Source organism: Microcoleus sp. CAWBG58 (genome assembly GCF_020883045.1).
GTDB lineage: Bacteria > Cyanobacteriota > Cyanobacteriia > Cyanobacteriales > Microcoleaceae > Microcoleus.
In genome coordinates this window covers 166,771-192,303 of sequence record NZ_JAHRFA010000001.1, presented here as the reverse complement: position 1 = coordinate 192,303, position 25,533 = coordinate 166,771, and the positions used below count along the sequence as shown (strand labels likewise).

General features: G+C 44.5%; 14 protein-coding genes. 5 read left to right on the top strand and 9 right to left on the bottom strand.

Annotated features, from left to right (window positions below; translation table 11 throughout):
- Positions 1-683 precede the first annotated feature (683 nt).
- Positions 684-1,892: a bifunctional rod-capping linker CpcD/ferredoxin--NADP reductase PetH gene (gene cpcD/petH / locus QZ918_RS00880; RefSeq protein ID WP_293329898.1), complete on the bottom strand. Its 1,209-nt coding sequence runs from the start codon at positions 1,890-1,892 to the stop codon at positions 684-686.
- Between the two features lie 440 nt (positions 1,893-2,332).
- Between cpcD/petH and QZ918_RS00875 the strand changes: the two genes are divergently transcribed.
- Both QZ918_RS00875 and QZ918_RS00870 read left to right on the top strand, forming a co-directional pair.
- On the top strand, positions 2,333-2,491 hold the full coding sequence (locus QZ918_RS00875) for a hypothetical protein (RefSeq protein ID WP_293329895.1): 159 nt from the start codon (positions 2,333-2,335) through the stop codon (positions 2,489-2,491).
- 369 nt (positions 2,492-2,860) lie between these two features.
- Complete coding sequence (locus QZ918_RS00870) at positions 2,861-3,865, top strand: phosphoribulokinase (protein ID WP_293144172.1); 1,005 nt, start codon at positions 2,861-2,863, stop codon at positions 3,863-3,865.
- Between the two features lie 585 nt (positions 3,866-4,450).
- Here the strand turns inward: QZ918_RS00870 and QZ918_RS00865 are convergent.
- From QZ918_RS00865 to QZ918_RS00850, 4 genes are all read right to left on the bottom strand, one after another.
- Positions 4,451-7,228, bottom strand: coding sequence for a non-ribosomal peptide synthetase (locus QZ918_RS00865; RefSeq protein ID WP_293329890.1), 2,778 nt, complete (start codon positions 7,226-7,228; stop codon positions 4,451-4,453).
- Between the two features lie 419 nt (positions 7,229-7,647).
- Positions 7,648-8,850, bottom strand: a complete 1,203-nt coding sequence (locus QZ918_RS00860; RefSeq protein ID WP_293329886.1) for an McrC family protein — start codon at positions 8,848-8,850, stop codon at positions 7,648-7,650.
- Between the two features lie 161 nt (positions 8,851-9,011).
- Complete coding sequence (locus QZ918_RS00855; RefSeq protein WP_293329884.1) at positions 9,012-10,718, bottom strand: McrB family protein; 1,707 nt, start codon at positions 10,716-10,718, stop codon at positions 9,012-9,014.
- Between the two features lie 41 nt (positions 10,719-10,759).
- Positions 10,760-10,933 carry a hypothetical protein gene (locus QZ918_RS00850; RefSeq protein ID WP_293329882.1) on the bottom strand — a complete coding sequence of 58 codons (174 nt, stop codon included), beginning with the start codon at positions 10,931-10,933 and terminating at the stop codon, positions 10,760-10,762.
- A gap of 251 nt (positions 10,934-11,184) precedes the next feature.
- On the opposite strand from QZ918_RS00850, the gene QZ918_RS00845 reads away from it, so the two are divergent.
- Complete coding sequence (locus QZ918_RS00845; RefSeq protein ID WP_293329880.1) at positions 11,185-12,837, top strand: FAD-dependent oxidoreductase; 1,653 nt, start codon at positions 11,185-11,187, stop codon at positions 12,835-12,837.
- Between the two features lie 202 nt (positions 12,838-13,039).
- On the opposite strand, the gene QZ918_RS00840 is transcribed toward QZ918_RS00845, so the two are convergent.
- Positions 13,040-13,417, bottom strand: coding sequence for a GxxExxY protein (locus QZ918_RS00840; protein WP_293144152.1), 378 nt, complete (start codon positions 13,415-13,417; stop codon positions 13,040-13,042).
- Positions 13,418-13,741: 324 nt separating this feature from the next.
- Between QZ918_RS00840 and QZ918_RS00835 the strand changes: the two genes are divergently transcribed.
- Positions 13,742-16,603, top strand: a complete 2,862-nt coding sequence (locus QZ918_RS00835) for a valine--tRNA ligase (RefSeq protein WP_293329878.1) — start codon at positions 13,742-13,744, stop codon at positions 16,601-16,603.
- A 141-nt stretch (positions 16,604-16,744) separates the two neighbouring features.
- Here QZ918_RS00835 and QZ918_RS00830 read toward each other — a convergent pair whose 3' ends face one another.
- The 3 genes from QZ918_RS00830 to QZ918_RS00820 form a co-directional block, all read right to left on the bottom strand.
- Complete coding sequence (locus QZ918_RS00830) at positions 16,745-20,281, bottom strand: HEAT repeat domain-containing protein (protein WP_293329876.1); 3,537 nt, start codon at positions 20,279-20,281, stop codon at positions 16,745-16,747.
- A gap of 289 nt (positions 20,282-20,570) precedes the next feature.
- Positions 20,571-21,566 carry a pentapeptide repeat-containing protein gene (locus QZ918_RS00825; protein WP_293329874.1) on the bottom strand — a complete coding sequence of 332 codons (996 nt, stop codon included), beginning with the start codon at positions 21,564-21,566 and terminating at the stop codon, positions 20,571-20,573.
- 226 nt (positions 21,567-21,792) lie between these two features.
- Positions 21,793-23,502, bottom strand: a complete 1,710-nt coding sequence (locus tag QZ918_RS00820) for a hypothetical protein (RefSeq protein ID WP_293329872.1) — start codon at positions 23,500-23,502, stop codon at positions 21,793-21,795.
- Positions 23,503-23,715: 213 nt separating this feature from the next.
- Between QZ918_RS00820 and QZ918_RS00815 the strand changes: the two genes are divergently transcribed.
- Positions 23,716-25,215 carry a phytoene desaturase family protein gene (locus QZ918_RS00815; RefSeq protein WP_293329869.1) on the top strand — a complete coding sequence of 500 codons (1,500 nt, stop codon included), beginning with the start codon at positions 23,716-23,718 and terminating at the stop codon, positions 25,213-25,215.
- Positions 25,216-25,533: the final 318 nt, after the last annotated feature.

Sequence of the window (25,533 nt, the reverse complement as noted above, 5' to 3'; positions counted from 1 at the left end):
TAAACTTGGTTTATGGCCGCAATTTTAACCTACATCAGATTTAACTCACGTCCTCACGTCAATTTTTCAGAATGGACTACTGGGTGATGTTGAGTCACCGAGATAATTGAGTATTTCTACTCATTTTGTCTCGGATGATTCACTTTTCCCCCCTCAATCCCCCTATGTGCCAGTTGGGGGTGCGGAATGTGGGTTCTAATGTATCCACTTTCCCTGTTTGCTAAAGTCTGTCATAACTTTAAAAAAATGGTATTAGCTCAAGGATTCCACAAGGGAATATATTAGGAAATATCTGTGAATTCATTTTTTTATGTCGTCGCAAAAATCAGACAATAATAATACCAAAATTAGAAAAGACAGGCGCAGATGTTTTTTATAAAGTGAATACATCAATACTTCGGACATTTTTAGATCTAATCGAGTATCTCAAACCCTTGATGGCTATAGGGATGAGTATTTTTTCAATGTTTGAGTCTAGCCCGCTCGTTTCAAAAAAACATTAAAAATGCCAGGGCTTACGCTGTAACGCTTACAGAGTCGTTAAAAAACTGTCCGAAGTATTGATACATGAAAAACCTTACTCATCAAAGCCATAACTGCGGAATGCGGGCTAAAAACTGTTTCATAAAAAAATAGGGCAAGCCTAAGCTCGCCCTACAAATCAGATTAAATCAAGCTACACATTAATAAGTTTCAACGTGCCAGCGATGCTCTTTCTTCAACTGTTTTTGATAGCCAGCCCAGTCAATGCCGTGCTTGCTAGATGCAGCAGACATTCCCTGATCGATGCCGCCTTCCATGCCCTTCAAACCGCAGATGTAAGTGTGAGCATTCGGCCGTTGAACCAACTCCCACAGTTCGTCAGCGTTCTCTTGAATCCGGTTTTGAATGTACATTTTGCCGCCTTCTGCACTCTTTTGCTCGCGGCTGATGGCATAAGTCAATCGGAAATTATCGGGGAACTCTCGTTGCAGTTGCTCCAACTCTTCTTTATACAGAATGTTGGGAGTGTAGGCAACTCCAAAGAACAGCCAAGCTAAACCTTTGAATTTGTAATCGGGATTGTTTTCTTTAAACATCCGCCACAAATAAGCACGGAAAGGAGCGATACCCGTACCAGTAGCCATCATAATCACGGTGGCATTTTCGTCTTCGGGCAACAACATTTCCTTGCCTACCGGGCCGGTGATTTTGACATCATCCCCAGGCTGCAAACCTGTTAAAAAAGTCGAACAAACGCCGAACACTCTTTCGCCACTGTTCGGATCGTTGTACTCCAGGCGGCGGACGCACAGAGACACTGTTTTATCATCTACATCGTCTCCGTGACGGGTGGAGGCGATCGAGTAAAGCCGAATTTTGTGAGGTTTACCGTTTTTATCAGTCCCATCGGGAATAATCCCGATACTTTGACCTTCTAGATAGTGCAAGTTGCCTCCAGAAATGTCAAATTTGACGTGACGGACTGTACCATCGCCGCCTTCTCTGACCAATTCTTCTGTAGAAATACACTTGCCAATATAGGGATTGGCCGGCTTGTAGAGGTTAACAGGAACCTGAACTTTTTCCTTTGCTTGAGTCATGGGCTTAGTTTTTTCTCCAGATTTCTGACTCTGTAGCCCTGCTTCTGGTGCGACTTTGCCATTAGTAGTTTCGGGAGCGCCGTTTGAGGGGCGGATGCTGACGATTTTGCCACCCATGCGAGCAATTCTCCGCATTTCCTGATTCATGCGATCGTAAGGCACGGAGATAAAGACGCTGCCACTACGGCGAATCGGGTGATTTGTTTCGTCAGTTGCTGTACTCTGACGCATACCCTCCACTTCGTAAACAAAGATGCGGCTGCCTGATTCTGAGTTGGCCGCTACACCAGATATGCTTGGGCTGTACATTTGTTGCTTGTCCTTCACGATACAGAGTTATAAAGAAAGAGAATGTGACGTTAGACTCAATTTACTTTTTTCTTAAGGCCACCTGGACTAATTTGCCCGCGCGAATCTTTGGGCCTCGCCGCGCAGGCGGGAGTGTCAAGTTGAGATCGCTCTGCCTCTAATTCCCGATTAGCCGATCGCCGCCCTTGGCCTCGCCCGGCTGCATTCAGGTGATGACCTATAGCTATTGTTGTCTGCGTACTGCCAATATTTTACCCGATCGGGGGATCTGCCCCGATAACTCGTTCTGATTTGAGGAGAGGGGGAGAGGAGGAGAGAGGGAGAGAGGCGGAGATGAGGAGAGGGAGAGGGGAATACGGCTCAAGAAATATACAACTTAAATGCTGTCTTGCTGAAAGCAAGATTTAGCTGTACAGGCGGGAATCCCCAGCCCATAATCTTTGATTATGGGCTGGGATGGCAGCCGCGCGGATAGTGAGGAGCGATCCTCTCACCGCGATGTTGGGCACAGCCAACTAGCATTCTTAAAGATGGCAACGAGACAAGCACTCCGCAGTAATAATTCTGGTAAAATGCTGGCATCTTCGATCGCAGAATAACAATCTAGGTCTAGATAGAAAATATTTCATGTGACAAGTGGGGCTGGACGTGTTCCTCACTATAAAATGCCGTAGAGGGAAACAATTGGAGTACCTCGAAGGAAGATATTGATATCCTTGACCGGACTCAGATGCCTACAACATACCGCTTGCGGTTGGTGTGGGAGCGTCACTATTAATTTCTTGCCTTGAAGATTTCTTGGGTCTTCCCGGGCAGGCAGTCAACTGACTGCTGTATGCTGGTGAGTGATCGATCCTTTCGGGGTAGCAAACCCGCAGAAAGCCTGCTTGTAGCTACCTGCGGGCTGAAATTTTTTGGAATCTAGACTTCAGTTACTTAGTAAACAGTGATTTTGTTAGAGGGAAACTATGACCAGTAAGCCGGATCGCGTGGTTTTAATTGGCGTTGCCGGAGACTCCGGATGCGGAAAATCTACTTTTTTGCGCCGATTGACAGATTTGTTCGGGGAAGATTTCGTGACTGTAATCTGCCTTGACGACTATCATTGTCTCGATCGCAAGCAACGCAAGGAAACAGGGATTACCGCCCTTGACCCCAGAGCGAACAATTTTGACCTGATGGCCGAGCAAATGAAAGCGCTCAAAGAAGGTCGGGGAATAGACAAGCCGATTTACAACCACGAAACCGGTCTGCTCGATCCTCCTGAGCGGGTAGAGCCGAATCACGTGATTGTGATTGAGGGGTTACACCCCCTTTACGATGAGCGAGTGAGAAATCTCCTCGACTTCAGCGTCTACCTCGACATCAGCGACGAAGTAAAAATTGCTTGGAAAATCCAGCGCGACATGGCGGAACGGGGCCACCGTTACGAAGACGTGTTGTTTGCGATCAATGCTCGCAAACCGGATTTCACAGCCTATATCGACCCACAAAAGCAATATGCTGACGTGGTAATTCAAGTATTGCCGACCAACTTGATCAAAGATGACAAAGAACGGAAGGTTCTGCGCGTCCAAATGATCCAGCGCGAAGGTATCGCCAACTTTGAACCTGCGTATTTGTTTGACGAAGGTTCGACAATTAACTGGATTCCTTGCGGTCGCAAACTGACTTGTTCCTATCCGGGAATTAAGATGTACTACGGCCCAGATGCTTTCTACGGCCACGAAGTCTCAATTTTGGAAGTAGACGGTCAGTTCGAGAATCTCGAAGAAGTGATTTATATCGAAAGCCACTTGAGCAAGACTTCTGCGAAATACGAAGGCGAGTTGACTCACCTGTTACTCCAACACCGCGAATATCCTGGTTCCAACAATGGTACAGGTTTGTTCCAAGTATTGGTCGGATTGAAGATGCGGGCGACTTACGAGAAGTTGACTGCAAAAGAATCAAAAGTTGCTGTTAGTGTTTAGAACTCTGACATGAAAAATTTGAGAGGCGCGAGTGCGCCTCTTTTTTTTGGGTGATAATGAACGGCAGACGGTGATTCAGTTGGCAGTTGGCAGTTGATTGTTGGCAGTTGACAGTTGATTGTTGACAGTTGTAGCAACGAAATTAAACCGCTTATTCTGGAGGGGTCAGGAATCTATTCATGAGTTTATTTCTGTCCTAACCGATGTGGAGGTAGCTGTACAATTCATTTCAGAAATACCGGAATTTCAAAAAATGCTTGTATTGCGTATGAAATCTTTAGATGAGATTCGCAAAAAAGTGTTAACCGAAGCATATTGAGTTAGGGTAGAGTGTTTAGAAATAGAGAGTTGAAAAATGTTTTGCAGGCTCGATCGAGGGAAGTTCTACGTTCTTGATTTATCTATAGCGGTTTTCCCAAAGATAAGGTCTTCACGAATTTATTAACTATTCCCCAATCCGGCAATCCCCAAATCCTCGAATCCCCTAATCTCAAATCTAAAATCTAAGTTGTACCTCATCTTTCCGATCGCCGCAATAAGTTCGATGTCACCCTGACTGAATATAGATTAAGAATGCCAAAAACTTTAGTGGTGCACCATTCCCTCTTCCAGCAATAGCTTGATTTGGTTGCCGATCGCCCCGACATTGGGTTCCACTAAAATACCTAGATGGTCTCCAGGTACATCGTAAATGGTCATACCGTCTTTGACATAAGGTTTCCAGCCTAGATCCGGATCGAGACTGACACTTAGGCCATCTTGAGAATCGAGCGCTCTAAACATAACGACTTTGCCAGCATAGGGTTTTGGCAGGTAAGCTCGTTCTGCTTGCTCAATTATCTTCTCTGTCATCAAATAGTCTGTGGTGTAAGACATTGACTCTGTAGGTTCTTTCACCTTAATGTTTTGCCCGATCGTCTTGCGGGCCAGCATTGTCATTTTGTCTGTAACTGTCGTTATTTTATCGACGACACTACTGACGATGTAACCTATACCCTGCTTAGCAATTTTTTGGGCATGGAAGCGCAGTCGCTGCTGAATGGGTAATGGCTTGTAGGCAGAGGGCAACATCGAATCAAACATCACCAATAACGCTGTTTCCTGTCCTTTAGCTGCCAATTTTTGAGCTACCTCAAAAGCAACAATACCTCCAAATGACAAGCCACCCAAATAATAGGGGCCTTCTGGTTGTACCTTCACAAGTTCATTGATGTAATAGTCGGCGATCGCCTCAACTTGATTGACTGGCCCATTCACGCCATCTTTAGCAATGGCAATTAAGCCATATATCGGCCGATCTAGCCCCAAATATGGAATTAACGGATGATAAATAGACACTCCTTCAAACAGAAATAGTGGTGTCTGAGAACCCTTCGGTTGAATCTCAACTAAGGAAAGGCTTTGGTTGGGGATATTGCCTTGACGTAGAATGTTGGCTAATTGTTTGATGGTTGGGGCTTGGAAGATAATCGATAGCGGCCAACTCTGCTGGAACTTTTCATCAATTTTGTCAGCTAAGCGAGCTGCTAACAGGGATGTACCGCCTAAATCCATGAAATTATCCGTAGTACCGATCGGCTTAATACTGAGTACCTGCTCCCAAATTTGGACAAGTTGAGATTCTAGTCCATCAATCGGCAACACAATTTCACTGCATTGAACCATATCAGCAACCTGCGGTTCTGGGAATGCACGACGATCGACTTTACCATTGGGGGTCATGGGGAAGCTCTCCATCACTACAACCGCTGCCGGAATCATGTATGCCGGTAGCTTTGTTTGTAGAAAACTACGCAATGCAGATACCTGAGTTGGTTGTCCGTGCTTCGGAATGATATATGCCACTAAGCGCTTTTCACCGGGTACATCTTCCCGCGCCAAAACTATACCTTGCTCCACAGATGGGTACTGTTCCAAATAGGTTTCAATCTCTAGTAACTCAATCCGAAAACCTCGAATTTTGACTTGAAAATCGATGCGACCAATAAACTCCAACGTTCCATTGGGTAAATAGCGGGCAGTATCCCCTGTTGTGTAAAGTTTGGCTCCAGGTCGATCGCTCAATGGATTAGGAATAAACTTACTTGCAGTGCGTTCTGCCAAATTGAGATATCCCCTTGCAAGCCCTGGGCCGCCAATATACAGTTCTCCAACATCGCCATCTGGTACAGGATTTAGGTTTTCATCCAGAATGTAAATTTGGCTGTTGGGAAGAGGGCGACCAATCGGAATGTCTGCTTCACTACTGAGATCGTAACCTTCAGCGATCGGGTCAAAAATGGTGGCCGTCACCGTAGTTTCAGTCGGCCCATAGGTATTGAGCCAACGAGGATATTCCCCAACCAATTGTCGCCATTCACCATACAGAGCGCGAGAGGCTTTTTCTCCGCCCACAATCACCAATCTCACATCTGGAGGCATGGGAACACTTAGCAATGAGAGTCCGCTGACGAGGCCGTGCCAAAAAGCAGTTGGCAAGTCCAGAATAGTAATGCGTTCTTGCTCAATAAATTCGAGGAATTTGCGGGTAGAGCTAATACACTCTTCAGTTCGCAGCACAATTGTTGCACCACTTACCAAGGATGGAAAAACTTCCTCAATGATGATGTCAAAGCTCATGCTAGAGAATTGAAGTACCCGATCGCCCGATCCAAGATTAAATGCCTGTACGATCGCCTTGCTGTGGTGAACAATGCCTCGGTGAGCAATCATTACACCCTTGGGATTTCCGGTCGAACCAGAGGTATAAATAACGTAAGCCAAATCCTCGGGCGTTCTCAGCAGAGACAAATTTTCAGTGCTGTAGGGCGCGATATCGTGCCAGCCTGTATCTGGACAAATCACGCGAGCATTGTGTTCGGGTAAAAATTCAACCAGATCCTGTTGAATCAAAATGAATCGCACAGCAGCGTCTTGTAACTTGTATGCTCGACGTTCGTGGGGATAGGCTGGGTCGATCGGCACATAGGCCGCCCCAGCCTTCATCACCCCCAAAAAGCAAATCACCATTTCCATGCAGCGATTCATGGAGATAGCAATCAGTTCATCCCGTTGCACTCCTAGTGCTTGAAGGTAGTGGGCGAGCTGGTTGGCGCGTTGATTTAAGGCATCATAGGTTAATTCTTGCCCTTGAAATGACAGGGCGATCGCATCAGGAGTCTGCTTAACCTGTGCTTCAAACCATTGATGAATAGTCACATAGTCAGATGGAGTTAGATCGAGTTGAGAGTCCTCGACAGAGGAAATATCCTGACTGTGTAATGGAAGATCCATACAGACACCGTCAGTAGTTTTTAGTGAATCAGTTTCCTTGTTGGGTAAGTACCCATCACGACTCGTCAAAACATCTTGAGAATTCATCATATTTTTGATTGAAGTAGAGTGAGGGAGGTTAAGAGAGGCACCCTAGGGAAAATTCCTTATCGCGCATTGATCCAGATCACAGCTTTTTGTTGATTGCTTATTTAGCAGTCTCGAAACTGTCACATTGCAGTAATAATACGTATATGACGGCGCGAATCAATGTGCTTTTGGGGAACGGAAGTTGTTTCTGGATAATTACTTTTTGTCCTGTTTTAATTATACGGCTTATTAATTGATTTGGTCTAGATCGAGACTGTTTTGGAAATTATCTCATTGGCGATCGGGAGCGATCGCAGTAAACAAGCAAAGCACTTTAGCTACCTTACTCCTTCAGTAGAGCTAAACTGCTTTGCCTGTAAGTATTTCAGCTATTTACATTTTTTTGTATGCCTTAAAAATTTGTACCTTTACTTAAGTTGTCACCAATAGGAGACGGTGCTGGGAAGTAGAGAGGCTAAGAATCTTTCTCCGGCTTCATTAAGATCGTCATTTAGGAAAAAGTTTAGACTGCGAACTCGCAGATCGCCATGTTTTATGTCTAGTGGGTGGCTGAGGAGTTGCGGGTAGATGAGAATTGCATTGTTACACTTGACTGCATTGGCGTAGGCGACTATTTGATGACGGTCTCCACTGTCTGCTCGATCGGGAGCTTTGTATTTGGTATCGAGGACGTATTGGACTTTATCTGTTGCTATGTCGCATAGGAGTAAGTCAATGCGATCGAAATAATTTTGGTTGTATGTAACTAGGTGTTGTTGCTTGACAAAAAAGCCTTTTGGTGTATTTGCTGTGAGCCATTGAGCGACAAATTGTTCGTATAACTTCGCCATGTCTATGAGAAAAGGTAGCATTTGGCGATCGCCAGTTTCGTGACTCGGCCCAGTATTCTCCAGAAAGAAGCGACAGAGGGCGTGTAATATTTGATAATCTTGATTGAGACGGTGATAAGTGCGATCGATACAAGCTTCAGATTTAAAAGATGTTAGAGTAACAAATCCTTGGAGTGCGTGAAAGGCTTTTCGCACCGTCGATGACACAGATTCGCGGCACAAACCGCTGCGGCCAATGATGAAAAGTGTCCAAGCCAGAATTTGATTGTCTTCGATATCGCCTGTTTGTTCGTTATAGTGACATTTTAGTTTAACTTCCCAAGGTTTTTGCACAGCTTCCCGGACATCAACGCGGCCGCGAATGTAAGCGAGTTTTTCGGTTTTGGGTAAGTAATCGCGATACAATCCTTTGCGACAGCGTTCTAAGATTTTATGGGCAAGAATATTAGCTAATCGTTCATATACTTGTTCCAAAGATTCGCACTCAATCTGTCCTTTCGGAAAATTTATATTAAGTTCGTAGGCATAGTCAAGCATTCCAAAGATATTGTTTATGGGAACCTTTGGGCGGATGGCAATGTGAAATTCGGGAGTAATTGGAATATTGCCAACTCTGCCTTTAGATTTTAAGTGCCATTGATATTTTGTTTTAGGGTTGGGAAATTCTATGTCGATTTCCTTGTCATAATTCTGGAGTATTTTTTCTCCTACTAATTCGGGGATTAAATTTCGTTGAAAAGTTGCTAATTGATATTCTGTAAGTTCGATGATTTGGGGTGATTCTCGTTTCATAGAAATACGGTTTAGTTAGTGGTTGTCATTGCGAGGAACGAAGCAATCGCAAACACCATCATGTCATTGCGAGGCACGAAGCAATCGCAAAGCCTTGAGATTGCGGAGCGCAGTGAACAATGACATTGTTTATTTTTGTCCATGTATTTAGCATTAGATTATCACTTGCTAAATTTGTCCTTGATTTTATACCAGCAAAATTCATCCATTTTTTCCTGGTTGTCAAAGAAGTATTCTTCGAGGTATGGCTCAATTTCCATTTGCCAAATATCTTGGATATCTTCAGCTAAAGTTTTTGTCAAAAAGAAGGAGATGCCTAGTTCATAGTGTTTGTTGTTAATTGCCCGATTGACATTTTCGAGAATGCTAGTTAATTTATCAACTGGGAAACCTGTTTTCTCTCTCTGGTGATATTGTCGCAGCACTTCATAGTTGGGATAGACGGGAATGAATGCGAAACGGCGGCGGAGTGCGTTATCGACTAAGGCAATAGAACGGTCTGCGGTGTTCATTGTGCCGATGATGCGGACATTTGTAGGGATTTTAAATTGTTGACCGCTGGCTAGTTTAACAGTGCGATCGCGATCGTCAAGCAAATACATTAACTCTCCAAAGACTTGAGATAAATTTGCACGATTAATTTCATCAATAATGAGAACGCAGTTATCTTCACAGACTTCGGCTTTTTCACAAAATTCTAGGAATCTACCGGGAACTATTGAGTAGGTTAATTGTCCGTTTTTAGTTGTTGGGCGGAGGCCTTCGATAAAGTCTTCGTAGGTATAGGCTGGGTGAAATTGGATAATGTCTGAGAAACCGTCACCACCACCGATTAAGTGTTTGGCTAGTTTTTCTGCAATGAAGGTTTTTCCGGTTCCGGGCGGGCCTTGGATGATGGCTTGGCCTTTGCGGTTAATGGCGTGTATCCATTGGGTTAGTTGGGTTGTTTGAAAACCTGTAAGTTTTGAAATTTTTTCGAGTTGATACACTGGGTTAAATTCCTGTTCATATACTGAAAAATATTCACTAATAAGAAGAGGTAAATTCTTATTGCTAATGAGAAATAAGGGAAATACTTTTTTAAACGTTTGTGCTATTTTGTAAACTATTTGTTGAACAGAATATCCTAATATTTCTTGTAAATCAAGTGAAATGCCAACAAAAATATCATTCAAAAAAATCATTTGTCGTTCCAATTCTAGAGATGCTTCTGAAAAGTTTTCAGATTCTAATGAATCCAGAGGAAGCTCTTTCAAGATACTTTCTAAAAGTTCATAAATACAAGTATATTTGCGCGGTTTTTTTGTGCTAGTAAAAACAATATCCTGCCAGTTCAAAGTACGAGGAACGCGATAATAGCCATCGGGTTCTTTTTCAATGCTATAGTCTAAATAAAATTCATCTTTATTGGGAAGGTTATAACCTTTAAGTATTTCTACTGAATCAAGGTCATTTCTATATTTTTTTTTATAATTGTATAGCATGAACTCAAACACAGTCTTTTGTGCTTTTAAACCAAAAGTTAATGTGGGGTATTCCAATTTTAACATTAACTGAGCAGCTTCGAGAGGAATCATACTGTTAAAATTACAGTAGTCTACCCTATAGACTACTGTAGATTCCGAATATTTTGATGAATCAATGAGGCAACAGCTCTCATACTTAATATTTATATACTTTTTGATAAAATCAGGTAACTGATCTTCTACCTGGCTTAAAATATATTTAACTGGCTTTTCTACATATTTTAAGAAATCTTTTTTATGTGTTATGTGAAAATCTGAGCTTGGGTTTTCAGAAAATTCTGCCAATAAGCTAAATGTCTCTGTTGAAAAAGGACATTCAGGATGTACAAAAACTTTTTCCATTTTTTCTGTATTTTTAAGACGACTTAATTGCTGTTGTTAACTTATTGTAGCCGATCGCCCTTAACATACAAAGATTCCAGAAACCTCACTGCTTCATCAAGCACAGCTTCCGGTAACTGTTCGAGAATTGCGATCGCCCTTTGACGAGTTTCTCCATCCACTGCTGTTGGTTGCTGCGATTCAGTATTTGCTAAACAGCACAACCTCGTGAGCATTAGGGCCGATCGCAGATTGAACACACAAAACTTGTACTTTCATCAGTTTATCGTTTTTCACTGATGCTTTGAAAATAGCAGCAGAGTGTTACGGTTACTACAAGCTGTGAATTAACTTAACATCAATACTAATCGCAACCGTTCCCGGAAAACTTAAACTTGTGCCGAAATTACCTAAACGTGGTATATTCAACTCCGTAAACCCTGAATAGCACTTTCAGGTAATCCAAAATTATCAAAAAGTCAACTAAATGCTTCCTACTTTCAAGAAAATAGCTGCCATTGCCATATTTTTTGTAGCCATAAAAGTTTTAGCTGACTCCCCGTATTTCAAAGACGTAAAAAGCTCGATCGCCCACCGCAATCTAGCAAGTGCCACCTCAGACACCGAAAGCCTGCGACAAACAGCCACAAACAATCCCCCAGCAGCGCATCCAACACCAGCAGATCGCCACTTCGATGTAGTAGTATACGGCGATGAAGTGCCGGGAATCTGTGCCGCTATATGGGCAAAAAAGACCCTAGGTGCAAAGGGAAAAGTCGCGGTAGTGCGATCGAACCATGAAACCGCAATGTTAGGCGGCGTACTCACCCGCGGCGGCTTAGGTTACGTCGATTTAGATAAAATCCCCGACTGGTACAACCAACCCTACGCCCAATGTTTCCGGGAATTCCTCGACAAAGCCAACGTGCCCGAATCTTGCTTGGAACCAAAAACAGCAGATAAAGCACTCAAAGATATGCTTTCAGCAGCCGGAGTTAAAGTTATTTCCAACTCGACTCTCACTCCCCACGTAGTCGATAAAAAAATTGAATATGCCGAAGTAAAAGGCAGTGGCATCAAAATCAAAGCTAACTCTTTCATTGACGTAACTCAAGATGCCGAACTCGCAGTCAAAGCCGGGTTATCTTATTATACAGGATATGAATCGCAAAATATTAAATCCAAAAATGAAACCTTAGCGATATCTATAGTTCCGACAATTACGGGCCTGACGATATCCGATCTCCGTAGAATGGAAGATGAGATTCTTTACAACACGCCTTTAGTAGAAAAGATTAAAACAAGTATTACCAAATATAAAGATGATGCGAGTGCCGAATTTTGGATGAGGAATTTTTTAAGCCCGATTTATCAGGCATATCGAGACGGCTACAATATTAGAAGTGTAGCTTTGGGAGCGGCATATCATGTTGATAGAAATCTGCCCTTTACTCAAGATAAAGGCTTCTTTTTTGACAAGGCAAATATTTGCGTTTATAAGGATAATTCCATGTCGTGGAACGGCTTTCTGTTTAAATATCAAGTTGACCAACTAATGAAGATGGAAGCTAACGACAGAAAACCGACTCCTGAGATGCTAAAAGAAATGTCATATCTGCAAGAATGGCTGCAAAAAAAATCGGGTAAAGATGTGAGAGTATTTATCCCTGATGAAGTTTACATCAGACAAACTTTGAACGTTCGGGATGTGGTGGCGCCGCTAAGTGGGAAGGAGATTATCAAAGGAGGAACCGAGGCCGAAAAGTCGATCGGCAGTTTTTCCTATGATTTCGACTTGCGGGGCGGAGTCAAGGACTTGGAATCGAGAATTCCGCCACTGCCAACCTATAATTTTGGGATAGAGAGCGCTTTGGCTAGTAAAGTGAGTAATTTGGCGATCGTAGGGCGATCGTCCGGATATGTCGGGATGGCGGTATCAGTCGGGCGAATTGCGACGGTGAATATTTATCAAGGACAAGGTGTGGGCGTGGCGGCGGGTTTGGCTAGCAAGTTGGGAGTGCCGCTGAATACGATTACTTCGAGTAAAACGAGAGAAACTTTAGAGACTTTAACGGGGAAAACTACATATTTGTCGGGGAGAGATACGAGTTATGGGGTGGATTATAAAGAGGTGAAATAGATATTAAGAGGATTTTACCACAGAGACCGCAGAGAACACAGAGAGGAGAAAGATCAGAGAATTTTCCACAACATCCAAAACTCTCATAACACTCTTCCCTCTGCGCCCTCTGCGCCCTCTGCGGTAAAAAAAATCTTCTCTTAATAAGAGGATTTTACCACAGAGAGCACAGAGAACACAGAGAGGGAAAAGTGAGAGTTTTTTAAGACAGGATCAGGCGGCGGATTCCTTCTTTTAAAAAGCGGACATTAAAATTAATGAGAAGACCGAGAGGATAACCAGTCATCTTCAGATATGATATAACTTGAGCCTCATGGATAGGCAGTATAGTTTGGACTGACTTTAATTCAACAACCAGAGTGTTAGCAACCAGCATATCGTATCTGCCTTCCCCAACCACAACACCCTTATAAAGAACATTCACCGTAGGTTGAGGGTCAAAACGAATTCCCCGCCGCAACAGTTCTTCACGCAACGAATTCTCATATACCGCTTCCAAAAACCCCGGCCCCAACTCCTTATGAACCTCCATCGCCGCCCCAATCACAGCGTAACTCAATTCATTAAGATCCTCTGCCAACTCCCCTCTCCTCTTTTCAAATCAATATCAAAATCATAACCCAAAACCCTCGCAACACTATTCCCTCTGCGCCCTCTGTGCCCTCTGCGGTTCAAAAATCTTCTCTTAATGAAGTGGATTATAGAGAAGTGAAATAGATATTAAGAGGATTTTACCGCAGAGGGCGCAGAGAGCGCAGAGAGGAGAGGGATGAAAGGTTTTCACTACACCCAAAACCCTCGCAATACTCTTCCCTCTGCGTCCTCTGCGCCCTCTGCGGTTAAAAACTCTTCTCTTCCCTCTCCTGTGGCACAATCATAAATAAGATACAACTCCAAAGCCACCATGACCGCAAACCTACCGCCCCAATACGACCCCAAAGCCACCGAAACCAAGTGGCAAAAATACTGGGAAGACAACCAAACCTTCAAAGCCGATCGCGAAAAAGGCGGCGAACCCTACTGCGTTGTCATTCCGCCACCCAACGTGACCGGCAGCCTCCACATGGGACACGCCTTTGAAGAAACCCTAATTGATGTCCTCGTCCGCTATCACCGCATGACTGGACGCAATACGCTGTGGTTGCCGGGAACCGATCATGCTAGTATCGCTGTTCAAACTATTCTCGAAAAACAACTCAAAGCACAAGGCAAAACTCGCCACGATTTAGGTAGAGAAAAATTCCTAGAACGGGCTTGGGAATGGAAAGCTGAGTCTGGCAATACTATTACTAATCAATTACGCAGTTTGGGCGTGTCTGTCGATTGGTCGCGGGAACGCTTTACGATGGATGAAGGCTTATCCGCTGCGGTTTTAGAAGCTTTTGTTCGCCTCTACGATGAGGGGCTGATTTATCGCGGCAATTACTTGGTGAATTGGTGTCCGGCGAGTCAGTCTGCTGTGTCGGATTTGGAGGTGGATCAGCAGGAAGTTGAGGGGCATTTGTGGCACTTCCGCTATCCTTTGACGGATGGTTCGGGTTATTTGGAGGTGGCGACGACTCGGCCGGAGACGATGTTGGGCGATACTGGGGTTGCTGTGAATCCAGAGGACGATCGCTACAAGCATCTTATCGGTAAAACTGTCACTTTGCCCATTGTCGATCGCGAAATTCCAATTTTTGCCGATGAATTAGTTGACGCGACTTTCGGAACAGGTTGCGTGAAGGTGACTCCCGCCCACGATCCGAATGACTTTGAGATGGGTAAGCGCCACAATTTGCCGTTTATCAACATTATGAATAAAGACGGCACTTTAAATGAAAATGCCGGAGAGTTCCAGGGACAAGACAGATTTGTTGCCCGCAAAAATGTGATAAAGCGGCTAGAAACAGACGGAGTTTTAGTGAAAATTGAAGATTACAAACATACAGTTCCCTACAGCGAACGCGGCAAGGTTCCCGTCGAACCGTTGCTATCTACTCAATGGTTTGTGAAAATAGATCCTCTGTCTCAGCGCGCTTTGGAAGCCTTAGATCAAAATAATTCACCTGTCTTTGTTCCTGAAAGATGGACAAAGGTTTATCGCGATTGGTTGGTGAAGCTGAAAGATTGGTGTATCTCCCGACAATTGTGGTGGGGACATCAAATCCCGGCTTGGTATGCTGTTAGCGAAACTCACGGCGAAATTACTGATACAACGCCGTTTGTGGTGGCTAAAACTGAAAGTGAAGCCCGGGAAAAAGCGGAAGCTAAGTTTGGTCAGGATGTCCAGCTAGCAAGAGATCCAGATGTATTGGATACTTGGTTTTCGTCTGGATTGTGGCCTTTCTCAACTTTGGGCTGGCCGGACGAAACTAAGGATTTGGATTTTTACTATCCGACAACTACTCTGGTGACTGGTTTTGATATCATCTTTTTCTGGGTTGCTAGAATGACGATGATGGCCGGACATTTTACTGGAAAGATGCCTTTTGAGACTGTTTACATTCACGGTTTGGTGTTGGATGAAAACGGCCACAAAATGTCTAAGAGTAAAAACAACGGTATTGACCCGCTGCTGTTGATTGCGAAGTACGGGACTGATGCTTTGCGCTACACTTTGGTTAAGGAAGTGATTGGGGCCGGGCAGAATATTCGCATGGAGTACGATCGCAAAACTGATGAATCTAAATCAGTTGAGACTTCCCGGAATTTTACTAATAAGTTGTGGAATGCCGCCCGGTTTGTGATGATGAATCTGGAGGGACAGACTCCACAGCAGTTGGGAAGTCCTCCCTATCTGGTTCGTAGTGAGGACTTTAGTCCTCATGGGGAGAGGACTGAAGTCCTTACTACAAACCAGGTTCGTAGTGAGGACTTTAGTCCGCAGGGGGAGAGGACTGAAGTCCTTACTACGAACCTTAGCGATCGCTGGATTCTTTCTCGCTATTATCAAGTTGTACAACAAAGTCGCACTTGTTTAGAAAATTACGGTTTGGGAGAAGCGGCGAAGGGGCTTTATGAGTTTATTTGGGGCGATTTTTGCGACTGGTATATTGAGTTAGTCAAGTCTCGCTTACAACAGGATGCTGAACCCAATTCTAAGAAAGTTGCACAGCAAACTTTTGCTTTTGTGTTGGAAGGAATTCTGAAATTGCTGCATCCTTTTATGCCGCACATTACTGAGGAAATTTGGCACACTCTGACTCAAACGGGTGATGATGATTGTTTGGCTTTGCAAGCTTATCCTGAACCAGAACCGTCACTAATTAATTCTGAATTAGAACAGCAGTTTGAGTTGTTGTTCGGGACGATTCGCACTATTCGCAATTTGCGGGCTGATTCGGATATCAAACCCAGTGTGAAGGTGACGGCGATTTTGCAAAGCGAAAATGAAAAGGAACGCCAAATTCTCTTGGATGGAAGCGTTTACATCAAAGATTTGGCGAGAGTCGAAAATCTGACGGTGACAGCTAGTTTGGATGCAGAACCCCCCCTTAATCCCCCCCTTGGTAAGGGGGGGCAGGGGGGGTCAATTGCTGGGGTTGTTGGTACTGTCCAAGTTTTGATTCCTTTGGCTGGTGTGGTTGATTTAGCGGCTTTGCGCGGTAAGTTGGAGAAGAAGCTTGCCAAGGTGGAAGCTGAAATTAAGCATACTGCGGCGCGTTTGACTAATCAGAAGTTTGTGGATAAGGCTACTCCTGATGTGGTTAAGGGCGCGAGGGATGCTTTGGCGGAATCGGAAAAACAAGCTGAGATTTTGCGCGATCGGCTAAAGTTGTTTTAAGGAGTCATTAGTCAGTTGGCAGTTGGCAGTTGACAGTAGTGGCGTGGGGTGAGAAACCGGGTTTTTTACTTAATCTTCGAGTACGAACGAAGTATCTTCGCAAAAACCCGGTTTCTGAGCTCCCGTGCGTAATTCCTATGGCTAATTCACGTCTTCGGATACGCCTTCGAGGAAGCCAACAAATCCTTTTACCCAGGGGCTTGATTCGGCGAAGTGTTCGCCAACTTTCACTGCTGCATTTTTGCCACCGTTATAAAGCCGTTTGAGGCTGATTAGGTTTTGCCACTCGATGGGTTTTTTCTCTTTAATTTCCTTAAATTCTGCATCAATAATATGACGTGCTTGTTGTTCGTCTTGCACGTAGGTATACTTTTTTTCTAATGCTTGAATTATTTGCACTACTGCATTGAGTGCGGCTTCAGGGGAGGATTGCTGGGCGGCGACGGTGAGGTTTTGGGCTTGATTGCCGTTGTTGGTGCCGAAGTTGACGAGGGCGTTGAAGGTTGCTTTGGAGAAGTCTTGGGTGGGTTGATCGGCCATTTGTTTTGTTCTGTTGTGGATTTGCTGGGTGGTTTCGTCAATTTTAGCAAGGAGCTCGTTTGGTTGGGGTAGTTTGGCTGGCTGCGGTGTTAGGGACAACTGACGAATCCGGTAGTTGTAGTATTTGCAGGCGGCTTGGATGGCGAGGATGAGGCGGTGAACTTTTTTGCTTGATTCGGAGGTAATTAAGGTGAGGAGGTGGGGGAGATGGGGGGCGACTTTTTCTTTGTGCTGCTTAGCGATTTTGCCTAAGGCATCTGCCGCACTACTAGGCACCCAATAATCTGAATCTTCAACGAGTTTAAGTAATCCGGGAATCGCCGCCTCGGAACCGATATTCCCTAAGGCATCTGCCGCACTACTACGCACCCAATAATCTGAATGTTCAACAAGTTTAAGTAATCCGGGAATCGCCGCCTCGGAACCGATATTCCCTAAGGCATCTGCCGCACGATCACGCACATCAGAATGTGAATTTTTAACGAGTTCAAGCAATCCGGGAATCGCCGCCTCGGAACCAATTTTACCCAAGGCATCTGCCGCACTTTTACGCACATCAGAATGTGAATTTTTAACGAGTTTAAGTAATCCGGGAATCGCCGCCTCGGAACCAATTTTGCCCAAGGCATCTGCCGCACTTTTACGCACATCATAGTCGGAATCTTGAAGAAGTTTAAGCAATTCCGAGATCGCCGCCTTGGAACCAATTTTGCCTAAAGCATCTGCCGTACTTTTACGCACATCATAGTCGGAATCTTCAACGAGTTCAAGTAATCCCGGAATCGCCGCCTTGGAACCAATTTTGCCTAAAGCATCTGCCACGTTACTAAGCACATAATAGTATAACTTCTTAAGAAGTTTAAACAATTCCGGAATCGCCGTCTTGTAACCTATTTTACCTAAGCCATCTGACACGCTACTACGCACATAAGAGTCTGAAGCTTTAGCGAGTTTAAATAATCCCGGAATTCTTACATCGTATCCCATTTTATCTGACGGATTTGCCAGACTATTAACCATATCGTAGTTTGAATATTCAAAGAGTTTAAGTAATTCTGCAATTTCCACTTCAGAATATGTTTCACCTAAGATATCTACCGCTCTTTTACGAACAAACCAGTCTGAATCTTTAACCAGTTCGAGTAATCCATAAATTGACACATTTAAACAGAATTTACCTAACGAATCTGCCACTATCATACGCACATCAGAGTCTGAATCTTTAATAAGTTTAAGTAGTCCCGGAATCGTCGCCTCGGAACCGATTTTACCTAACACATATGCGACTCTCCAACGCACATAACAGTCTGAATGTTCAACGAGTTTAATTAATTCCGGAATTGTCGCCTCGGAACTGATTTCGCACAATGCGTCTGCGGCTCTTCTACGTAAATTAGAGTTTGATTCTTCAATAAGTTTAATCAATTCAGGAATCGCTGCCTCGGAACCTATTTTTCCTAATGTATCTGCCGATCTCCAACGCACATCAGAGTCTGAATGTTCAACGAGCTTAAGTAAGCTCATAACTACCGCATCGGAGCCGATTTTACATAACACAGCTCCCGCAATTGATCGCACATCAGAGTGTGAATGCTCAAAGAGTTTAAGTAATCTCGAAATCGCTGTCTCGGAACCGATCGTGCCTAACATATATACCGCACTAATACGCACAAATGAGTCTGAATGTTCAAGGAGTTTCAGCAATCCCGGAATCGCCTCATCCGATCGCACTTCTCCCAAAAGCCCAACCTTCAACCACCCCGGTACATCCAACCCATCCACCAACCCAAATGCGCGCTGCTGAAACTCTCGCTGCACCTCCCCCGCCAGCCGCGCCCCCAACATCAAATCCACCTCCAAAGCCAGCCGCACCACCCGCACCGCCTGCACCTCATCCCCCAACAACGACAGCATGAACGCCAGAGGCTCAGTCCATTTAAAATAATTTAAATAGAAATACTGTAACCGTCGATCGTCGATCGCATCTTGATGCTTCTCAACCAACAGTTTCAGCAACGCCCGCCCCGCATAATACTCCTGAAACAATTGGTGGTGAAACTCAATTTCCTCCGGCTTTGCCGCCACCTGCAACAGATGATGTTCCAGCAAATCCTCCAGCCATTCCTTCGCCTTTGTTGGCGCATCCAAAACCCCCCGATCGCGCAACCAGCACTCCAAAATTCCCTCAGCCGAATTGCGCGAAATTGCCACCAAACCCTCCGCAGGCTGCTGCAAATCGCCCTGCAACATCACAAAAGCCAACTGCGGCAAAATATCCGATTTGAAGCGCCGAAAATCATCCGAAACCGGGATACAACCCTTAAACTCGTCATACTGGCGATCGAACTTCTGAAACAATTCGCCCTTACTTTGCGGAATTTCCCCGGTTTTTTCAAATACCTCGCACATCATCCACAACAGTAACGGCGTTTCGGCAATTTCTCGCAGGCGATCGCGCAATTGTCGCAGCAGCAAATCTCCATGTTGCGGCAAATGTTTGTGCACAAATTCCTGCATTTGCGGTTGTGTCAGCGCGCACATTTCTAACTTTTTCTCAATCCCGAAAGATCCGCCCAGCGCTAAATCCCGTGTCGTGAAAATCATCCGCGTATGGGAATTTTTCTGGTGGAATCGTTGCAACTCCTGCCGCCGTTTTTGCGATGGCACCTCATTCACTCCATCCAGCAATAACAGCAACTTGCCACGCACCCGCAAATCATTTACCTCTTCCGGGCTAACATAAAGCTGTGCATCCTCAAATTCTGCACAGATTGCCTCTACGATCGACCAATCGTGCCTCAACTCGACTAACACGGGAATCGGGCGATCGCAATCCTCCAATGCTTCCCGTGCCAATTCCCACCGAAAACGCTGCAATACCGTCGATTTTCCCGAACCGGGCTTCCCCACTAGCAGTACATTTCCCTTGTCCAAGTATTTGCGGATTCCTGAGAGCACTTCCAGGCGCTCTATTTTGGTTTCTGGTTTATTTTTGGGAGTTTCGGGCGATCGATTTTCCGGTGAAATTTCCACCCGCACCTCCACCTGTAAATCCGTCAGCGTGTAGAGATCCGGTTGGCTTTCATAGGACTTAATTAGGGATTGCAAATATTTAGGAAAATCAACTGGTGTCGCCATTTGATTGTAGATTTTAGAATATAGATTGATTATAGAATTCCCAGGTATGTAGTTGCGCTTCAGCGCTCTTTCTTTATATAAGCAAAGAGCGCTGAAGCGCAACTACGTACCTAATTGCTGTGAGCGAATTGGGCGATCGAACCAGGTATGTAGTTGTGCTTGCGCGCTCTTTCTTTATATAAGCAAAGAGCGCTGAAGCGCAACTACGTACCTAATTGCTGTGCTCTTTCATATATTAAAGAAATAAAGAGCGCTGAAGCGCAACTACGTACCTAACAATTACCAATTCCTAACCGTGCAATTCTCCATTAGGCATAATCGTGCCGCGGAATTGAGCGCCCGCTAAATTAGCCGTACTCAAATCAGCCCTAATCAAACTTGTGCGGTGTAAAATAGCATCCCGCACATCAGTTCGAGCCAGATAAGCATCAGTCAAATCAGCTTCACTCAAATTCGCCTGATTAAAATTAGCACGACTCAAATCAGCCCGCACCAAATTAGCACGACTTAAATCAGCCATCACCAAATTAGCATTACTCAACTTAGCATCAGGAAGAAACGCACCGCGCAAATTAGCACCAGCCAATTCAGCATCAATTAATACAGCTCTTTCCAACTTAGCATTTGTCATTACAGCCCAAGAAAAATTTGTTTCTACCAAAGTTGCTTCAGTTAAAAATGTGCCATCTAAAATAGCTTGGTTCAAATTTGCTTGAGTCAAATTTGCTTCCCGCAGATTTGCTTCAGTCAAATTCGCTTGACTGAGATTAGCTTTAGTCAAATCTGCACCCAGCAAATTGACACCCCGCAAATCTGCACCTTGCAAATTTGCACCCCGTAAATTTGCACCCTCAAAAATCCGCTGTTCCTTCCGGAAATTCGCACCGCGCAAGCAAGCACCGCGTAAATCTGCACCTTGCAAATTGACGCCTCGCATATCTGCATCAGTCAAATTTGCATCGATAAAAACTGCCAAAGAAATGTTAGCTTTGCGAAAATCTACACCTTGCAAACTAGCTCCGTGGAAGTCGGAATCAGACAAATTTGCTCCGCTTAAGTTTGCCTGATTTAAGTTAGCACCCGAAAACTTGGCATTAGTTAAATTTGCACGCTGAAGGTTAATTCTGTTCAGGTATGACATCGTTAAGTTTGCACCCCAGAGGTCAGCACTGCTTAAATTGACGCCAATTAAATCTGCACCGCTCAGGTGAACGCCTCTCAGATTCATACCTTGAAAATCAAGTTCTCCTGATGTATATCGCCTTAAAATTTCGCTAGCATTCATGTTGTTTTGTTGTTGATTTTTGGCAAACTGTACTTGCTATAGCCTTTCTCAGAAAGATGAGGTACTAATGGGCATAGGGCATAGGGCATAGGGCATAGGGCATAGGGCATAGGGCATAGGGCATATCTCACTTTTTTGAGAAGCGCTATATTTATAGATTGATGGCAGTTATGGTCTCTTAGAAAGGGATGAAAGTTTTTGGAAACCCAAATTTTAATCTTGGCATTTAATTAGTTTTATTCACAAAATCTTGAGTCCAAGCGACTGTTTTGTTGCCGAATTGTCGCCCGTGAATTTTCACATGAGTCAGAGACTGTGATTTTAAAGTACCCAGTTTTTTGTAAATGTATGTAGCTGTATCCTGTTGGCTTGGGACTTCGGCAGACTCCAGAATGACGTGGAGCCAACCCTCTTTAAATCCCGCTGTGGCAGTAATTCCCCTAGGTTGTAGCAATTGATTGATCAAAATGGCGATCGCCTTTGGTTTGCCTTGTTTTGCCATTTCCACAAGCTGATACTGATTTGGTTTGTGGCTAGAGTTTTGTGACTCTGTTGCTGAACTATTTTCGGCAATATTCTCCTGGATTTCAGCAGGAGAAACCCCGCTTTCTTTTGACTCAACTTCGCTCAGCATTTCCATTAATTTGTCAGTAAATCCCTGAACTTTTGCTACATAATTTCTGAGACTTTTATATTTCCAATACAAACGCTCCTCGGCACTTTCTGTAGAAAATTTTCCGTTCATAGCAGCTTCTAACTCGCTGAATATTTGTTCTACTTGGGCCGTTGCGGAGTTAGCACTTTGACTGACTAAGCCTTTCATTTCCTCTTCCAATCCCAACTTGCGTTTGATGGAATCGGTAATATTGATAGTGACAGGAGCGGCTGGTTCTACACTTTCGACAATTGTCGGCATTTCTGCAACTTCGACTGTTTCTACCAATTCCTGTCTGACATCAGCAGTGGCATTATTGCTGCTGATTTTTGAGTCTTTAAACTGTATGCTTTCTACTGGAGCAGGCACTAAGTAACTCTTCTGGGGGTCATAATGATAGTGAGCCGGAGCAGCTTGAATGATCTGAGTAATATCCCCCGGTTCAAAATATTCGTTGCGCCTGTCAACCGGGACAATATCTTCATAAAAACTGTTGTTTAAATGCGTTTGATCGTAGTCTTCGGTAGACGAATCTTCGCTAACCGAATCTTCGGCTATATCGCGTTCTTCCTGTTGCAATTTTGCGTAACAAGGATTCATTGCTTTGATAATCACGCTAGCTGCTTGGTCGCATTCGTCGGTGTTGTCGAGTTTGCCCGCAGTTCCGTACAAATTAGATTCGAGTTCGGCTAGGCTGCCACAAACATTAAATAGTTGTCGCAGCAGCTTGTCAAGTTCTTGGGTTTTAAGCAGCAGCCAATCGCGCTCGCTAAAAGTGAAATCGTGATAAAGAGTAGAAAAAATGAGAATTTTTGCCCTCAGCGGATTGGTTTGCTGTACAATCTTTTGTCGGACATCAAACAAGTTTCCGGCGTCTCTTTCTGGCGACTCCCCTGCGGGCAGTTGCGAATTGAAGTGGTCATCAAATGCAGGTGCTTCGCTACCACCAAAATTAGATATATTTGTTTCTAATTTGGTAAAATCTTGGTACTCGTAAAGCCTGCTCAGTTGGCAGACGATTTTATCTGCCACTAAGGCGTACTCGGTTTTTTTGTTAACCTTGGCAACGATATTGTTTAAAACTGTTTCAATATCTTCTAACCTGCTGTATTTAGCACAGATCTCTTCGATCAACTTTCCTACATCTTCGCTGGCGAGTTTTGCTGGATCGTTTTCCCAACTTTCTTTACAAGCAAAATAGATAATTTTTTTAATGCGCGAAAGATTGAGATCTTGTTCCAATTCGCGAACAACTTCATCTAAAATAGATAAAGACTGCATAGTTTTCCTCCCCCCAAAAAATACCCTATTAGTCGATTTTAGATTTTAGATTTTAGATTTTAGATTTTAGATTTACTCTCGCATTGAATCAAAGGAACTCGAGCAGGAGTGTAAAATCTTAGTATGTCCACGACTTAAGTACGTGGCACAGTACCCGTTTTTGGGCGAGTCAAGAGTCAGCCATAAATAATAAAATCATACCACATTTGATAAATGCAAGACTTTGATGCGATCGTAATTGGCAGCGGTATTGGCGGCTTGGTGGCGGGTGCGATGCTGGCTCGCTACGGCAAAGGGGTACTCGTCTGCGAGAGCCACACCATAGCGGGGGGGGCTGCTCACAGCTTTTCGCGCCGGGGATTTCACTTTGATTCGGGGCCTTCTTTTTATTGCGGTTTGAGTGACGCCCAGTCGCTGAATCCTTTGCGGCAAGTCTTGAATATTTTGGAGGAATCGATCGCAGCTATTGCTTACGATCCCCTGGGGCATTACCATTTTCCTGAGGGAAGTTTGCCAGTTTATGCTGATGCGAGAAATTACTTAGATGCTGTAGCTAAATTCGCACCGCAAGGTGCTATAGAATTACAGCAATTTCAACAAAATTTATTAGTTTTGTATGAAGGTTTGCGTGGAATTCCGGCTTTAGCACTGAGATCCGACTGGCAGTTGATACCTGTGTTGCTGTCTCGCTACTCGCCTGCTTTGCTGAAGCTTTTGCCGTCATTAGGTGCGATCGCCAGTTCGGCTGGTACATTAATGGATAGGGATGTGCAGGATCCTTGGGTGAGGCGTTTGATCGATTTGGAGTGCTTCTTGCTATCGGGCTTGAAAGCTCATGGAACCGTGGCACCAGAAATCGCTTTTATGATTGGGGAACGATCGCGATCGGCGATCGAGTATCCTGTAGGTGGCAGCGGTGCGATCGTCGATGCCTTAGTTCGAGGCTTGCAGCGCTGGGGTGGAAAGTTGCGATTGGGAACACCCGTGGAACAAATATTAGTTGAATCTGGCAAAACTACGGGAGTTCGCTTGCAAAATGGCGAAACAATCCGCGCCCCAATTGTGATTTCAAATGCCACAGTTTGGGATACTTACACAAAATTACTGCGCCCCGAAGATTTGCCGGAAAGTTACCGAAAAACCGCCTTATCGATGCCCGCAGTAGACAGTTTTATGCACCTGCATTTAGGCATTAAAGCCGAAGGACTTGAAGGCTTGACCGGCCACCACGTCGTCGTTCATGACAGCAAGGTTGACATTACAGTACCCGGAAATACCTGCATGATTTCGATTCCAACTGTGTGGGATGCAACTCTTGCACCGCCCGGACATCACGCGATTCACGCCTATACATTGGAACCTTACGCAGGTTGGGAGTATGGCGGCGGTTATCAGAAACGGAAGCAAGAGCGATCGCAATCTCTGTTCAAAGCTTTAGAAAAAATTATACCGGATTTGCGATCGCGAATAGTCCTGGAGTCGATCGGCACACCGCTAACCCACGCCCGATTTTTGCACCGCTATCAAGGAACCTACGGGCCTGCAATCGCCGCTGGAAAAGGCACATTTCCGGGGCCGCAAACACCAGTCAAAGGCTTATATCGAGTGGGAGACAGCACCATGCCGGGAATCGGGGTTCCCGCCGTCGCAGCATCGGGTATTTTGTGCGCGAATACATTAGTCAATTCCGATGTGACAGCACAATTCTTATAAAGCCAGCCGCAACAGGTTCGATCGTTCGGACTTTAGTCCTCCGAGCGTTTAGAATAGGACTAAAGTCCTCACTACCAACAGGTTTGTAGTAAGGACTTTAGTCCTCCGATGTTTAGAATAAAACTAAAGTCCGAACGATCGAACACTTTATCCACCAGCGGCAAAAGCGCAGGTTTGTAGTAAGGACTTTAGTCCTCCGATGTTTAGAATAAAACTAAAGTCCGAACGATCGAACACCTTATCCACCAGCGGCAAAAGCGCAGGTTTGTAGTAAGGACTTTAGTCCTCCGAGCGTTTAGAATAAAACTAAAGTCCGAA

Excerpts from the sequence above, each read along its gene's own strand:
- QZ918_RS00855 (WP_293329884.1), bottom strand. The coding sequence starts at position 10,718 with ATGGAAAAAGTTTTTGTACATCCTGAATGTCCTTTTTCAACAGAGACA.
- QZ918_RS00825 (WP_293329874.1), bottom strand. The coding sequence starts at position 21,566 with ATGAATGCTAGCGAAATTTTAAGGCGATATACATCAGGAGAACTTGAT.
- QZ918_RS00835 (WP_293329878.1), top strand. The coding sequence starts at position 13,742 with ATGACCGCAAACCTACCGCCCCAATACGACCCCAAAGCCACCGAAACC.
- QZ918_RS00860 (WP_293329886.1), bottom strand. The coding sequence starts at position 8,850 with ATGAAACGAGAATCACCCCAAATCATCGAACTTACAGAATATCAATTA.
- QZ918_RS00845 (WP_293329880.1), top strand. The coding sequence starts at position 11,185 with ATGCTTCCTACTTTCAAGAAAATAGCTGCCATTGCCATATTTTTTGTA.
- QZ918_RS00865 (WP_293329890.1), bottom strand. The coding sequence starts at position 7,228 with ATGATGAATTCTCAAGATGTTTTGACGAGTCGTGATGGGTACTTACCC.
- cpcD/petH (WP_293329898.1), bottom strand. The coding sequence starts at position 1,892 with ATGTACAGCCCAAGCATATCTGGTGTAGCGGCCAACTCAGAATCAGGC.
- QZ918_RS00815 (WP_293329869.1), top strand. The coding sequence starts at position 23,716 with ATGCAAGACTTTGATGCGATCGTAATTGGCAGCGGTATTGGCGGCTTG.
- QZ918_RS00870 (WP_293144172.1), top strand. The coding sequence starts at position 2,861 with ATGACCAGTAAGCCGGATCGCGTGGTTTTAATTGGCGTTGCCGGAGAC.
- QZ918_RS00830 (WP_293329876.1), bottom strand. The coding sequence starts at position 20,281 with ATGGCGACACCAGTTGATTTTCCTAAATATTTGCAATCCCTAATTAAG.
- QZ918_RS00850 (WP_293329882.1), bottom strand. The coding sequence starts at position 10,933 with ATGCTCACGAGGTTGTGCTGTTTAGCAAATACTGAATCGCAGCAACCA.
- QZ918_RS00820 (WP_293329872.1), bottom strand. The coding sequence starts at position 23,502 with ATGCAGTCTTTATCTATTTTAGATGAAGTTGTTCGCGAATTGGAACAA.